Genomic DNA, 14013 nt, shown 5'->3' on the forward strand with positions numbered 1-14013 from the left:
GTCATCGTTCTCCTTCCTCATTATCTGTTCGTCCCTGCTGCTGCGGATCGGCCAGATCCGTCTCATTCGCTTCATCCGAGTCTTGGCCCGCGGCGAGCAGCGTCCACACCTCGTCCTTGCCCGTCTTCTGCAGCTTGTTGTACTCGTTGCCTTCGATCAACGGATCGAATTGGCAAACCGGCTTGTAGTCGCAGAATTGGCACGGCGTCTTACCGCCTAGGCGATAAGGCGAGATGGACACGTCGCCTCCCGCGATCCGGTCGCCGATTTTGCGCAGCGTGCCGCGCACGGATTTGCGCAGCGTGCCCCACTGCTCGTCCGATACGACGGAAGAGCTGCCGTAGAAGCCGCCGTCCTTCTTCAGCGCCAGCGGAAGCAGGTCGGAATAGCCGGTGGAGAGCGCATTGTCCATCAGCTTGACCGTCTCCTCGTCCGCGAGGACAAGGCCCTTCAGCTTGAAACGTTTCAGCATCTCCGATCTCGCCTTCGCCGGCGGCATGCCGTTCGAAGACGAGAGCAGCGGATTGTGCACGTGAAAATAAAGCGCGCCTGCCGCTTTGGCCGGCTGCCCCAGCCATTCCGGCGCGTGCGTCAGCAGCACGTCCAGGTACGTCAGCATTTGCAGCGCCATGCCGTAGGCGACTTCCTCCAGCCGCAGCTGCTTCGCGCTGGATTTGTAATCGATGACGCGCAGCAGCAGTCCGTCCGCGGTCTGCGCGGCATCGACGCGGTCGATTCGGCCGACCATCTCAAGCGTCCGTCCTTCCGAAAGCGGAATGGTTACCGCCGGCAGCGGACCTTCGGGCCCGAAGCCGATCTCCAGCCCCACCGGGCGAAACTCCGCCCGACGCGCATGCTCGCCGAGGATTACCGCGGCTTGGCTGACAATATCGCTAAGCTTGCGCGCCACGTATTGATGGCGGCTGCTGCTGAACAGAATCTGAGACTGCAGCCGCAAAGCCAGCTCGTTTACGATTCCCGTGCAGTGCACGCGCAGTTCCTCTGCCGTCAGCGAACCCCACCGGTCGCCGAGCGTCTCCGTCAGCCGGGTAAGCGCGGCGTGGAACAGCTGCCCGATATCCGGCGCGGCCAGCTTGTACTGATCCCGCTCGCGCAGGCGAAGCCCGTGAATGGCAAAATGCTGGAACGGACATGACACGAAACGTTCCATTCGGGATACGCTCCCCCGCAGCAGCTTGCCGTACAGCATATCCGCCGTCTCGCGGGACAATGCCGGCTCCTCGTTCGTATAACGCAGCGAGCCGACCAGCCGCTGCAGCTTGTGCTGCCACTCCGGTCTGACCGCATACCAGTTGTACGACTCCCACCAGAGGGGAGCCATGACGGTACCATGCCGCCAAGCCCGCAGCTGCGTAATCAGATACGACAGCGTCCGATCAGGGTGAGCGATAAACGACTGCTGCTCTTCTTCCGGCATGCCTGGCACCGGCTCTACGGCCGTGCCGTGCTCTTCCAGTCCGGGCAGCAGCCCCTTCACATGCCGAATAACCTCCGACGGGAGCAGGCTCTTGCCTTCCTCGTCCGCGAGCGGCCAGCTGATCCACAGATGCCGGCTCGGCGTCGTCAGCGCGTTATAGATCATGAACCGCTCGTCCAGCAGCTTTCTGCGGACGCCGGGCGCCATGACGATCCCGCCGCTCTCGAGCTTCTCCCGTTCCTGCTCCGTCAGCACGCCGTCCTCTTTCATCCGCTGCGGCATAACGCCGTCGTTCGCTCCCAGCAGGTAACAGACGAGCACGTCGCCGGAGCGCGTGCGGTCCATGCTGCCGATCAGCACCTGATCCAGCGAAGGCGGCACCGAAGCGAGCTTCAGGCTTTCGAGTCCCGTTTCCGCCATGCCGGCGAACAGCTCGATGCCCAGATCCTCCGATCCGGTCATTTCGGTCAGCTGGTCCAGCAACTCCATGACGCCATCCCAGATTTGCCGATGCTCTCTCGCGCGCAGCGTGTTGCCTGCGGCAATTTCCTTGCGGCTCCAGCGTTCCAGACGGTCTGCCGCCTCTACGTTCATCAGCAGGCGGTACAACGCCTCGCACATGCCGCGGACATCCGCCGCTTTCTTCAGCTCCTTGATAAACTTCTTCAATACGGGGACAACGGCTTCGCGCGCGGCCAAGACCGCTTGAAATTCGCGCAGCTCCCGTTCGCCGGCCTGCACGGGATCGCCGTCCAGCGTATCGCGCGCAAGCGGCTTCCACTGGCTGAGAGACAGCCACTTGTTCCCGTTCATGCCCGTTGCGAGCGCGTAATTCTCCAGCAGGTCGAACGTTTCCCGGGTTAGACTGCCGTCCTCCGGCAGGAACAGCTCTGTTTTGATGCAGCGGAAAACCGCCTCGAACCGCCAGCCATAGGTCGCGATCTCCAGCGCGGAGCGGATAAATTCGACGAGCGGGTGGTGCAGCGCGGCATTCTTCTGATCGAGGAAGAACGGAATTTCGTAATCGGAAAAGACGGCCTTGATATAATCGTTGTAATCCGGCGCATTGCGGACCATGACTGCCAGGTCCCGGTACCGGAGACGCTCGTCCCGTACCCGCCGTACGATGTCGCGCGCCACGCCCTCCACTTCAGCCCTTCGGCCGGATGCGGCATGAAGCGAGATCGCTCCGTCTTCAAGCTCCGATTCCGTCAGCTGGAGGGGCTTCCTCCCGCCATGACCGTAATAACGCTCCACGTGCGCAAGCATCGGGCTGTCCTTGAAGCGGTAAGGCGTGCCGTCAAGCAGCAGCGGCTCTTCGACGTCCACCCCATTGTTCACGGCGAGCTCGCGGAGCTTCAAGAACGTTTCGGCCGTCGGACGGAACAAGTCCAGCTCATGCGGCATTTCCCCGTTATCATAGTGCTTGTCCAAGCAGAGGGTCACGGTCATATTGCCGGCATGCTTCATGAGCGCTTCCAGCGCTTCCAGCTCCTTAGGCGTGAAGCCGTGGAAGCCGTCGACCCATATCTCGCAATCTTTCATGGAAGGCGATTCGCCGAAGCCGCGTACCAGCCAGCCCAAATAATCCTCCGCGTCGACGTACAGACCGGCGAGTTCTTCCTCCAGCCGGCTCGAGATAAGCTCCAGATCGCCAAGCTTGCGTCTCAGAAGCGAGCTTCCGGACGCAGGGAGATGATGCTCTCCGAATCCTTGCAGCGCCTCGGCGTCGATGCCGTACCTCTTCCATTCCGTCATCAGCTCGCCCAGCCGTTCAATGAAGCCGTGCTGGCTCTCGCTGCCTTGAAATAGCTGCAGCTGCGCGTTCAGCCGGGACACGATTTTGTAGAGCAGCATGTTTTTGCCGTTCTCGCTGATCGGGGTAAGCGCCGTGCCCCCGGTTTCCTGCATCACCCGAAAGGAGAGCCGCCGGAAGCTGAGCGCCTGCGCCCGGATCGTTCCCGTTAGCGGCGACTTTCGCCCCCCGAGCAGCGCGTATTCCGTTTGGAAGGTCGCCTGCTCCGGTACGAGCATGATCAACGGAGCGCCGTCCGGCTTCTCCAAAATCCGGCTCGTGATCGCCGACAAGCAATGATGGGTCTTGCCAGCCCCCGAGCGGCCGATTACAAAACGAAGCGCCAATGCGCTCACCTCCCCATTCTCATTCTTCGATTCTTCTATTCTAGCATACCGGCTGCTATCTGTTCATTAGAAATACGAATGTTTGTTCGTTAATGGAGCAGGTAAATCCTGTTCCGCCAGCCGTAGCAGCGTGGAAGCAATCAAAGCAGGAACAAAAAAAGCGACCCCTCAAGGAGCCGCCTCATCTTTTGCCTATTTTTCGAACTACCATTCTATCCGATCTAACCGAGTTATCCGATATAACCGTCTCACCCGTTGCCGGAGCAACCCGCTTCTTCCTGCTAAGCTTTGCTGCGAACCTCGAAAATGCCGAATTTCAAGTAATGACCCTCGTTAACGCCTAGAATCTGCGGATGGTCCTTCCCGGCGGCACGCCACTCGATGAGACGCAGAATTTTGCCCGCATCGGCGGCCGCTGCCTGGATCGTCTCCAGGAAGAGCTCTGGACGCATATGGTACGAGCAGCTTGCCGTCACGAGATAACCGCCTTCGTTCACAAGCTTCATCCCGTGCAGGTTGATGTCCTTATAGCCTCGGACCGCTCCTTCGACCGCATGCTTCGATTTCGCGAAGGCCGGCGGGTCCAGGATGACGACATCCCACTTCCGCCCCGCGTCGCTGCTCAGAGGCTTCGAGGTGTCCAGCTTCGCCCCTTTGGCATTCGCCGCGTTACCGCGATCTATCCGCTCCTCGACGCCCTTCACCTGCGTGCGCAAGTATTCGAAAGCATCCGCGACGACAAACTCAACGCGATCCGTGAAGCCGTTGCGCTCGACATTGCGCTGCGCCGTCTCGATGGCATGGGCGGAGACATCCAGGCACGTTACTTTCTTCGCGCCGTACTTGCATGCATGGAGCGTGAAGCTGCCCGTGTGCGCGAAGCATTCCAGCACCGTGGCGCCGTCCCAATACGGGAAGGTGACGATTTTGCCATTGGCATTGACCGGCACGAGCGCAGGCTCCTTCAATTCGTCGATGACGCCCGTATCGTCGGCTTCCGCTGCCGCTTGACCGGTACCGGCCCGGTCGACGAGACGAATGCCGCTTCGTACGCCCCAGCCCTTCATAAGCGGAGCGATCGAGGCGCGATTCTCCCGCTGATCGAAGAAATAGCCGGTTTTCTGCCCTTCCACGATATCGACCTCAAGCTTCAGTCCATTCTCGATGATCTCTACGATCCGCGGACACTCGCCGTATAAGGTTCCCGTGCGCTCTTCCAGCCCTTCCAAGCCGCGAACGGAAACATCGCTTCTCTCGTAAATGCCCTTCGGCTCGAAGACCGCGACGAGCGCCGCTACAAGCGCTTCGCGATGGACTTCCATGCCGAGCGTCAGCAGCTGAACGACGAGCACTTCACCGAAGCGGTCGACGATGAGTCCAGGAAGAAAATCCGCTTCGCCGTAGACGAGGCGGCAATCGCTGCCGTTCACGAACCTGTCGCGATGCTGCTTGCACCGCTGCAGCCGTTCCGTGAAGAACGCTTCGTCCATCGCTTCCAGCGGCTTGTAAGCCGTCACGCGGATCGTAATCTGAGAGGCGGGATTCCAATACCCGGTCGCCAGATAACGCCCTTGATGATTGATGACGTCCACCAGCCCTCCAGGAGCCGCTTCGCCTTCCATCCGATCGATTTCACCGGCAAATATCCAAGGATGGCCGGATTCCGTTCTCTTTTTGCGTTCCTTCTTTAATACCGCTTTTGCGCGTTCCATTTCGTGATCTCCGCCCTTTTCGCTGCTGAATGCTTGTCATGCCTGTCTTCTTGTGCGCATATGTATCGTTACCTGATTGTAAAGGAGTTCAAATCGTTATGCTCTATGCGATCGCGCTGCCCATGATCGGCGGCTTCGTCTTGTTCCTGTCCGGCATGCGGACGATGGAATCCGCTCTCCAGCGGTCCGTCGGCCGTCGTCTTCACCGGATTCTGGCAAGGTTCACGTCCACGCCGCTGCACGGCCTTGCGGTCGGAACCGCAGCAACGGCTGTCCTGCAGAGCAGCACAGCCGTTACGGTTATGTCCATCGGAATGGTGAATGCCGGACTTCTGACGTTTCCGCGCACGCTCGGAATCGTGCTTGGCACCAATATCGGCACCTGCTTGACAACGGAGCTGCTCGGATTGAACCTGGGCAGATACGGCCTGCCGCTGCTAGGCTTCTCCGTCGCGTTATGGCTGCTGACGGCGCTCTTCGGCGAAATGGGATTCGCCCGCAGCCGCACCTCCGGTACGGGAACTGCACGTCTACTCGCCCCGCTGCGTACATGGGCCGTCGTGACGGGCGGGTTCGCCCTGCTGCTCATCGGAATCAGCATGATGCAGTCCATTGCGCCAGCCGTGCGGTCTACCGCCTTTTTCGACGCTTTCCTGTCCCGCGCCGATGCCAGCGTTTTCTGGGGGCTGGCGGCCGGCATCGTACTGACGGCCGCGATTCACAGCAGCGCCGCCGTGATCGGGATCGTCATGGGCTTGGCGGAAACCGGCGCCATGCCGGTCGAGGTCGGCGTCGCCATCGTCCTCGGCGCCAACGTCGGCACCTGCGTCACAGCCGTCATCGCGGCCATCGGCGGCACGCGCTCCGGCCGTTTCGTCGCTTGGTCGCATGTGCTGCTCAACGTCGGCGGCGCCGCTCTGTTCGCGCCGTTCACCCCGCAGCTGGGAGCGGCTGCAGCTTGGCTGAGTTCATCTCCTGTCAGTCAGATCGCCCATGCGCAGACCTTGTTCAACGTCGCCTGCTCGCTGCTCGCGCTGCCGCTCTGTTATCACCCGCGCATCAGGAAGCTGAACGCCGCTTGATGCTTAATGATCAGCGTCGAACGGGCCGTTAAGATTCTTCCGCGATTTTCAGCCCGAGCAGCCGCAGCGCGCCGCCCAGGATCCGGTCGTTATTGTGATAACCGGACTGCTTCTGACGTCTCCAAGCTTCCGTTGGCGCAAACCATTCGACGCCGCGGATTTCCTCCACCTGCGCCTGAAGCTTGCCGCCGATGGCTTCGACCAGATAATAATGGACCTCTTTATCGACGAGCCCTTTAGACTCATGGCTGTAGCGATATTTGATCTGATCGATCGGAGACACGATGGCGCCTTGTATGCCGGTTTCTTCCACAATTTCGCGCAGAGCCGTTTGCTCCACCGTCTCGCCCGGCTCCATCTTGCCTTTCGGCAGCGATATCTTGCCGTAACGGTCTTGAATAAGCTGGATTTGCAATTCGCCGTTTACCCGGCGAAATACGACGCCGCCTGCAGAAATTTCCTTCATTTCGCGTCTCCCCTCCGCCCTATCGTGATTGGCTCATTATGTAGAGCAAAGGATTCTTCCGCCGCCATCGAACAGGGGCTTCAGAATCCTTGCAGCGAACACTATTCCGTTAGGCTTGCGCCTGCATCGCCTGCGGCAGCGGTTTGCGCTTCGCTTCTTCCGCGCGCGCCGCGCCTTCCGGACGCACTGCGGCGGACGTGTGCTCATCCACGACGCGAACCAGCTGGCCGTAGCATTCGTTGACGCCGGCCTGCGTGACTTTCACGCGGCACAGCTCGCCTAGCAGCGATTCGGAACCCTCGAACACCACTTGGATGTAGTTGTCGGAGTAGCCCATGACGCGGCTTTCACCGGATGGTCCCTTAAGCTCGCGCTCCGGAATGACGTCCAGCACTTGGCCGACGTACTTCTCGGCGTATTTCAGCTGCATCCGCTCGGACAAGTCGATCAGTTGATGAACGCGTTCGTTCTTCACTTCCTCGTCAACCTGATCCTCCATGCGCGCGGCAGGCGTTCCCGTCCGTTTGGAATACGGGAAGACATGCATTTCCGCGAAGCCGAGCTCTTCCATGAACGCAAAGCCGTTGTTGTACATCTCTTCGGTTTCGCCGGGGAACCCGACGATGACATCCGTCGTGATCGCGACGCCCGGCATCGCCTCGTGAAGCCGGCGGATTTTTTCCGCGAACTGTTCGACCGTATATTTGCGGCGCATCCGCTTCAAGACGTCATTATCGCCCGCTTGAAGCGGGATATGCAGATGCCGGCACATTTTGCTCGACTTGTTGAGTACCTCGATCATCTTGTCGTCGATTTGGCTCGCTTCGATCGAGCTGATCCGAATGCGCTCCAAGCCTTCGATGGCGTCAAGATCCCAGATCAGATCCGTCAAACGGTAGTTCTCCATATCGTCGCCGTATCCGCCGGTATGAATACCTGTCAGTACGATTTCCTTGTACCCTGCGGCCACAAGCTGACGCGCTTGTTCCAGCACGCTCTGCGGATCGCGGCTTCGGGACAGACCGCGCGACCACGGAATGATGCAGAACGTACAGAAGTTGTTGCAGCCTTCCTGGATCTTCAGGAAAGCGCGCGTGCGCTCTGCGAAGTCCGGTACGTCGAGCTCTTCGAACTCGCGCGTCTTCATAATGTTGCGAACGGCATTCACGGGCTTGCGATCGTTCTGCAAATCCGTAATATAGCCCATCAGTTTGTCGCGATCCTGCGTGCCGATGACGAGATCGACGCCCTCGATCGCGAGGATCTCAGCCGGCGATGTCTGCGCGTAGCAGCCCGTCACCGCGATAATCGCGTCCGGATTACGGCGGATGGCGCGGCGGATGATCTGCCTGCTTTTCTTATCCCCCGTGTTCGTCACCGTGCATGTATTGATCAAATAAACGTCCGCGGTCGTCGTCTCGAAATCAACCTGTTCATAACCTTCGTTCTTGAACAGCTGCCAGACCGCTTCCGTATCGTAGAAGTTAACTTTACAGCCCAATGTGTAAAAAGCAACCGACGGCATGTCGTTAAACGCCTCCCATTTCTCCGGATTCATACATGAGGCAGGCGAGCCCAACCATCGCAGCGGTTTCCGTGCGCAAGATTCGCTTGCCGAGACCGACGATAACCGCGCCGGCCTTCTCTGCTTCTTCGGCTTCCCGTTCGGTGAAGCCGCCTTCCGGGCCGACGATGAGGAGAACGCGTCTCGCCTCGTCACCCCAATTTGCGCATTGATCGGCGACGGCTTCTCGCAAGCCCCGACCTCCGCTTTCCTTCTCATAGCAAAACAACGCCAAATCAAACGCAGGGATCAATGCCAGCAGCGCCTTCCACGGCTCGACGGCATGGATGGCCGGAATACGGCTCCGATGCGCCTGCTCGGCGGCTTCCTTGGCAATTTTGCCCCAGCGTTCCAGCCGCTTGGCTTCTTTCTTCCCGTCGTACTGGACGATCATCCGCTGGGACTCGAACGGCACGAATGCCGCTGCCCCGATTTCGGTGCCCTTCTGGATGACCAGCTCCATCTTATCGCCCTTCGGCAGGCTTTGCGCGATCGTTACCGACCATTCCGGCTCTCCGCTGATCGGCAGCCACTCCGCTGCTTCCGCTTCCACCTTGCCAGGTGATAACGAGACAATCTTCGCCTCCGCCACGCGGGAAACGCCGTCGCTCACCATGATGACGTCGTCCGTTTCCATGCGCATGACGCGCGTTATATGATGAGCATCGTCTCCGGCAAGCGCAATCCGGCTTCCTTCGATCTGCTCTGGCGTTACAAAATATCGCTGCATGGCTGGCATTACCTTTCCCGTCAAATCGCAGGCCGACCTATCATCGGTCTACGTGAAAACTCCAACCTACATCATACACGTTTTGCCCACGCTCCGCCAGCCGTCTTAAACATTTTCCAGCGGGCCGTCAAAGGGTTAACGTGAAGCATCGTAAGAAAATTTAGCCCAGTCGACGTTGTCGAACACCAGTTCGCAGGTGCGGATGAGCCACGATATAATATCGCCGGAATACGCGAACAGCGGATCCAGCGTCTCCGCGCGCAGCGATGGAATAAACACGATCAGCAGGAAAACGAAAATGCCCCAATGCGCGTTCTGATCCATTCGGATGCGTACGTTCGTCGGCACAAGATCTTGAATGATGCGATAACCGTCAAGCGGCGGAACCGGAATAAGGTTGAAGATGAAGAGCATGATGTTGATCGTGATCAGATAATACAAGAAATGCACGATTGCGCGGTGAGCGCCGATCGAGCCTGCATCCAGCAGCCCGGTCTGATTCAATACATGGACCGCCAATACGCCGATGGCAGCCAAAATCAAGTTGCTGATCGGCCCCACCGCCGATACGACGATGCCCATGAGTCGAGGATGCTTGAAGTTCCCCCGGTTCACGGGAACAGGCCTCGCCCATCCGAAGCCGGCAATCAAGATGAGCACCATGCCGAGCACATCCAGGTGCATCCGCGGATTAAGCGTCACCCGGCCGGCGTCGTACGCCGTCCGATCTCCGAACTTATAAGCAGCGTACGCGTGCGCAAACTCGTGCACCGTGAACGCCAGCATGATAACCAGAAAAATGAACGGGATATCCTTGACCGGATACCATAAAAGATCCGACACGCTTCAACCTCCTAAAAGTTTTGTGCGAATCTACTTGAGCAACCTTCATTGCGAGCACAAAACTCGCTTCGGAAGCATACGCCAAGTTTTGTGCGAATCTACTTGAGCAATTTCATTGCGAGCACAAAACTCGCTTCGGAAGCATACGCCAAGTTTTGTGCGAATCTACTTGAGCAACCTTCATTGCGAGCACAAAACTCGCATCGGAAGCATACGCCAAGTTTTGTGCGAATCTATAATTATTCCGGCTTCTGCGCCACGAACGCGATCCAGTCCTGCTCGCGCTGGCGGTCCACGATCTTGAAGCCGGCAGCTTCAAGGCCTTTCTCTACCGCTTCCTCTTTGTTCTTGAAGATGCCGGAGGAGATATAGATACCGCCCGGCTTCAGCGCCGCGTAGACGTCATCGAGGAACAGCAAAATAATCTCCGCGAGAATATTAGCTACGACGATATCGACCGGAACCGTGACGTTCAGCGGAACGGCAGCCTCGCCTTCCTCCTGATTGTTCAAAACACCGAGCAAGTCGCTCAAATGTACTTGGATGTCACCTTGGAGATTGTTTAGCTGGCTGTTTTCCTCCGCCGAACTTACCGCCACGGGATCCAGGTCCAGCGCAAGCACGCGGCGGGCGCCGAGCAGCATCGCGCCGATGGCCAAAATACCCGAGCCCGTGCCGACGTCGATGACTTCCTCGTCGCCTTTAATGACCGACTCCAGCGTGCGCAGGCAAAGCGCGGTCGTCGGGTGTGTCCCTGTTCCGAAAGCCATGCCGGGATCCAGCTCGATGATTCGCTCTTCCGGCGAAGGCGTGTAGTCTTCCCAGGTCGGCTTGATCGTCAGTCTTTCCGTAACGCGGATCGGCTTGAAATATTGCTTCCAAGCATTTGCCCAATCGTCTTCGTCGACCAATGCGGTCGTAATCTTGTATTCGCCCGGATCGATATCGAACGTGCGGAGCTCATCGATTCGAGGCGGGAGCGATGCGACAAGAGCGTCGAGATCGGAGTCCAGCTCGGAGAAATAGCCTTTTATGACGGCCTGTCCCTCCGGAATATCGTTCAGCGGATGCTCGTACCATTGGCCGAACGACGTGTCGCGCTGCTTGTTCAGCGTACCTGATTCTTCAATGGATACGCCGTCCGCGTCCAGTTCATGCAGGAAGTTCGAAATCATTTCGATTGCTTCTTCCGTCGTCTCGATCGTTATTTCATGCCATTTCACGTTCTATGTCCCCCTGTTATTCAACGTTCACTTATTTTCTTATGTAAACCTATGACGTCTATTCTACACTAGAAGCCGTATCTGCACAAAATCGCCAAAACGCTACGAAACGCAAACAGCCCGTTCCCGACGCGGGAACGAGCTGCTTGCGACCGAGCTACCGGCGCGTCTGCCTGCTTGTCGACATTAGCCGTTAATAAATTGCGCCTTGACGAGCATGCGCTTGATCATGGCTGCCGCTTCACCGCGAGTCGCCTTGCCTTGCGGCAGGACGGTTCCATCGGCATAACCCTTCATCAGACCGGCTTGAACCGCCGCCGCGATTTCGGGTTTTGACCAGCCAATCTTGGCTGCATCCTGGAACGCGCCGATAATCGCTGCTTGATCATTCGACGATACGGCGAGACGAACATTCGCATAGTTCAAAGCACGAACGAGAATGACCGCGATTTCTTCGCGCGAGATTTGCGCGTTCGGACGGAACGTCCCGTCCTTGTAACCCGTGATGATGCCGGCATCGACCGCTGCGCCGACTTCTTTCGCATACCAAGCAGCGTCCGCTACGTCCGCGAACTCGCTACTGCTCGGCGCCACGGACAAACCTAGCGCACGAACCGCCATTGCCGCGAACTCCGCGCGGGACACATTGCGGTTTGGCTCGAATTTGCTATTCGACGTACCGTCGATAACCAGCTTGTCGGCCAGCAGCCCGATGTCGTCTTTGCCCCAATATGAAGCGGTATCCGTAAACGGCTTGTGATTCGTGACGACGGCATAAATGCTGTTGCCGTTACGCTTGATGGTAGCCGTCGTCTGTCCGCCGGTCGTTTGGAATACCGTCGGCACGAATTTCAGCGTTTTCGTAGTCGGATCATAAGTGACGCCTGTAGCGTGGGAAGGATCCACGTTGCCGCTCAAAACAATTGAACGGGAAACATACGAATGGCCGTAAGGCACATCGATCGCTTTGCCGTCGGTACCAACGGCTTGAACGTTGAACTCTACCGGGTTAGTAACCAAGGTAACTCCTTGAAGTTCAGCTGCCTCACGAACGTTGTCCGTACTTGCTTTCGCAATCGTAATCTTGATCGTCAAATCATCCGGGTTAACGCCCAAACCCTTGGCCAATTGCGCCACGTCCAGCACGCTAAGCGGCAGTTCATAGTTGCCGGCCGCCGAAACGAAATGAATCGATTTGCCGCCTTGAATGCCTGCCGTCAGGCTCGAAGCGGGGAGAACGACCGAATCGGTGGCCAGGTTGACCGTGACTGCATTGAATGCCGCAAGCGAAGCCGTCAATTGCTTGCCGTCCACTTGGCCCTCTTTATCCGCGTCGATCGTCGCTGCCGGCGTTTCCGGGTTCTCCGGCGTGCCTACCGGCGGATAGTATGGGCCCGAGGTGTCGGAAGCGAGCGTGAACGCTTGGCTCAGCGACTTGGCCTTTTCCGGACCGTCCGTATCCACCCAGATGCCAGGCAGTGCAGTCGCGTCGGCAGAAGCGCTCTTCGCCTTCAGCGTTACGTTCACCGTACCGCCATTCGGAAGCGATAAGCCATCCAGCACCACATAGGAGCCGTTCTCCTTCACTTCGCTTGCGCGAAGCGCGCGTTCAGCGGAACCGCCGAACGATACGCTGTCCGAAGCCGCTGCCGACAGTCCCGCTGGCAGCTGCAAAAGCAGCGTTCCCAATGTCGAAGCTTCGTTCAGCTTGATCGCGTAATGAATATCCTTCGTCGAAGCCGATACATTCGCGACGCTCATGCTTACGGTGCCCGCGGCGCTTGTTACGGTCGAAGAATCTTCGGCCGGCACGCTCAGCGTGTACAGCCACATCTGGATCTTGTCCGGATCCAGGACGCCGAAGTCGTTGTCGTTCGCGATCAGAATCGAGTGGTCGTTCGGCATGTAGATGCCTTCCAGCTTCGAGTTCGGATAGCCGAACTGCTTCGTATCCAGTTTCAACGTCTTCGTAATCGGCGTGACCGATACGGCTTCCGCGCTCGGCGGCGTCACCGTGTACGGCGCGCTTGCCCCTTTCACGATTACGCCCTCCAGCGTGCTGTTTGCCGCCGCGCCTACCGCGCCGACGTTATCCAGCTTGCCGAGGAAGTCCGTCGCGTTCGTCAGATCCGCGTCGAAAACTTTCTTGTACTCGTAGTTCGCGTCGCGCTCGTCGACGATCAGATGGTTCTCGTCCACCGCGATCAGGTCCGAAATATAGTTGCTCACGTTCGCTGCATCATCCATCACGTAGACATATTCCGCGACCGCCGTCGGCACCGCTTGCGTGACGTCCAGCTTAATGATGCGTACCGCGCGGGACGCCTTATTCACCGCGCCCGTCGCAGAGATCGGATTGATCATCGGCGATTGGATCGCCGCGAACAGGTACTTGCCGTCCGGCGTCAAGGACGAGCCTTCCATGCCGCGATTCGGCATGCGCGTGCTCCATACGGCCGGCAGCGATTCGTTGATCGGTACCGCCGTCGCGTCCTCGTCGATAAACTTCTGCTTCAGCCCCGCGGGCACGATGCGCTGCAGGATCGTTCCATCGCGCTTCACCTGCACGATGCTCGGACGGTACTCCTCGCTCATCCAAAACGTATTCGTATGCTTATCGTAACTGATGCTCTCGAGGTCGAGCGCGTACGGATCGGGATTCAGCGTGGTGTAGTTCTTCACCGTGCCGTCTTCGTTATAGCTAATCGAACCGACCGGCACTTCGTCTCCCACGCCGTTGCCGACCAAATGGCCGCTGTCCTTGTTCGCTTCCGGGAAGTTCGATACGCCGCTGATGAAGGGCGTGCCCGTGA

9 protein-coding genes are annotated in these 14013 nt (G+C 58.5%); 1 reads left to right on the forward strand and 8 read right to left on the reverse strand.

The features are described from left to right. Position 1 precedes the first annotated feature (1 nt). Positions 2-3589: a helicase-exonuclease AddAB subunit AddB gene (addB, locus tag AC0YNU_RS11145; RefSeq protein WP_475756169.1), complete on the reverse strand. Its 3588-nt coding sequence runs from the start codon at positions 3587-3589 to the stop codon at positions 2-4. A 272-nt stretch (positions 3590-3861) separates the two neighbouring features. Then, positions 3862-5292 carry a class I SAM-dependent rRNA methyltransferase gene (locus tag AC0YNU_RS11150; protein WP_475756171.1) on the reverse strand — a complete coding sequence of 477 codons (1431 nt, stop codon included), beginning with the start codon at positions 5290-5292 and terminating at the stop codon, positions 3862-3864. Between the two features lie 98 nt (positions 5293-5390). Here AC0YNU_RS11150 and AC0YNU_RS11155 point away from each other — a divergent pair, with 98 nt between their 5' ends. Next, complete coding sequence (locus tag AC0YNU_RS11155; RefSeq protein ID WP_475756173.1) at positions 5391-6374, forward strand: Na/Pi cotransporter family protein; 984 nt, start codon at positions 5391-5393, stop codon at positions 6372-6374. Between the two features lie 28 nt (positions 6375-6402). Here AC0YNU_RS11155 and AC0YNU_RS11160 read toward each other — a convergent pair whose 3' ends face one another. From AC0YNU_RS11160 to AC0YNU_RS11185, 6 genes are all read right to left on the reverse strand, one after another. Then, positions 6403-6840: an NUDIX hydrolase gene (locus tag AC0YNU_RS11160; RefSeq protein WP_475756175.1), complete on the reverse strand. Its 438-nt coding sequence runs from the start codon at positions 6838-6840 to the stop codon at positions 6403-6405. Positions 6841-6949: 109 nt separating this feature from the next. Beyond that, the gene (mtaB, locus tag AC0YNU_RS11165) at positions 6950-8365 is read right to left on the reverse strand and encodes a tRNA (N(6)-L-threonylcarbamoyladenosine(37)-C(2))-methylthiotransferase MtaB (protein ID WP_475756177.1); all 1416 of its coding nucleotides are present in this window, start codon (positions 8363-8365) and stop codon (positions 6950-6952) included. Between the two features lie 4 nt (positions 8366-8369). Then, positions 8370-9134, reverse strand: coding sequence for an RsmE family RNA methyltransferase (locus tag AC0YNU_RS11170; RefSeq protein WP_475756179.1), 765 nt, complete (start codon positions 9132-9134; stop codon positions 8370-8372). Positions 9135-9269: 135 nt separating this feature from the next. Further along, entirely contained in the window at positions 9270-9977 is a 708-nt protein-coding gene (locus AC0YNU_RS11175) for a site-2 protease family protein (protein WP_475756181.1), read from the reverse strand. Between the two features lie 239 nt (positions 9978-10216). Continuing rightward, complete coding sequence (gene prmA / locus AC0YNU_RS11180; protein ID WP_475756183.1) at positions 10217-11200, reverse strand: 50S ribosomal protein L11 methyltransferase; 984 nt, start codon at positions 11198-11200, stop codon at positions 10217-10219. 186 nt (positions 11201-11386) lie between these two features. After that, the coding region (locus AC0YNU_RS11185; RefSeq protein ID WP_475756185.1) for an esterase-like activity of phytase family protein at positions 11387-14013 on the reverse strand (2627 nt) is incomplete at its 5' end.

This window comes from Paenibacillus sp. J31P316 (assembly GCF_056269105.1).

Bases quoted from the DNA above. Each gene is read 5' to 3' on its own strand.
- AC0YNU_RS11150 (WP_475756171.1), bottom strand. From the start codon at position 5,292: ATGGAACGCGCAAAAGCGGTATTAAAGAAGGAACGCAAAAAGAGAACG.
- AC0YNU_RS11155 (WP_475756173.1), top strand. From the start codon at position 5,391: ATGCTCTATGCGATCGCGCTGCCCATGATCGGCGGCTTCGTCTTGTTC.
- AC0YNU_RS11160 (WP_475756175.1), bottom strand. From the start codon at position 6,840: ATGAAGGAAATTTCTGCAGGCGGCGTCGTATTTCGCCGGGTAAACGGC.
- mtaB (WP_475756177.1), bottom strand. From the start codon at position 8,365: ATGCCGTCGGTTGCTTTTTACACATTGGGCTGTAAAGTTAACTTCTAC.
- AC0YNU_RS11170 (WP_475756179.1), bottom strand. From the start codon at position 9,134: ATGCAGCGATATTTTGTAACGCCAGAGCAGATCGAAGGAAGCCGGATT.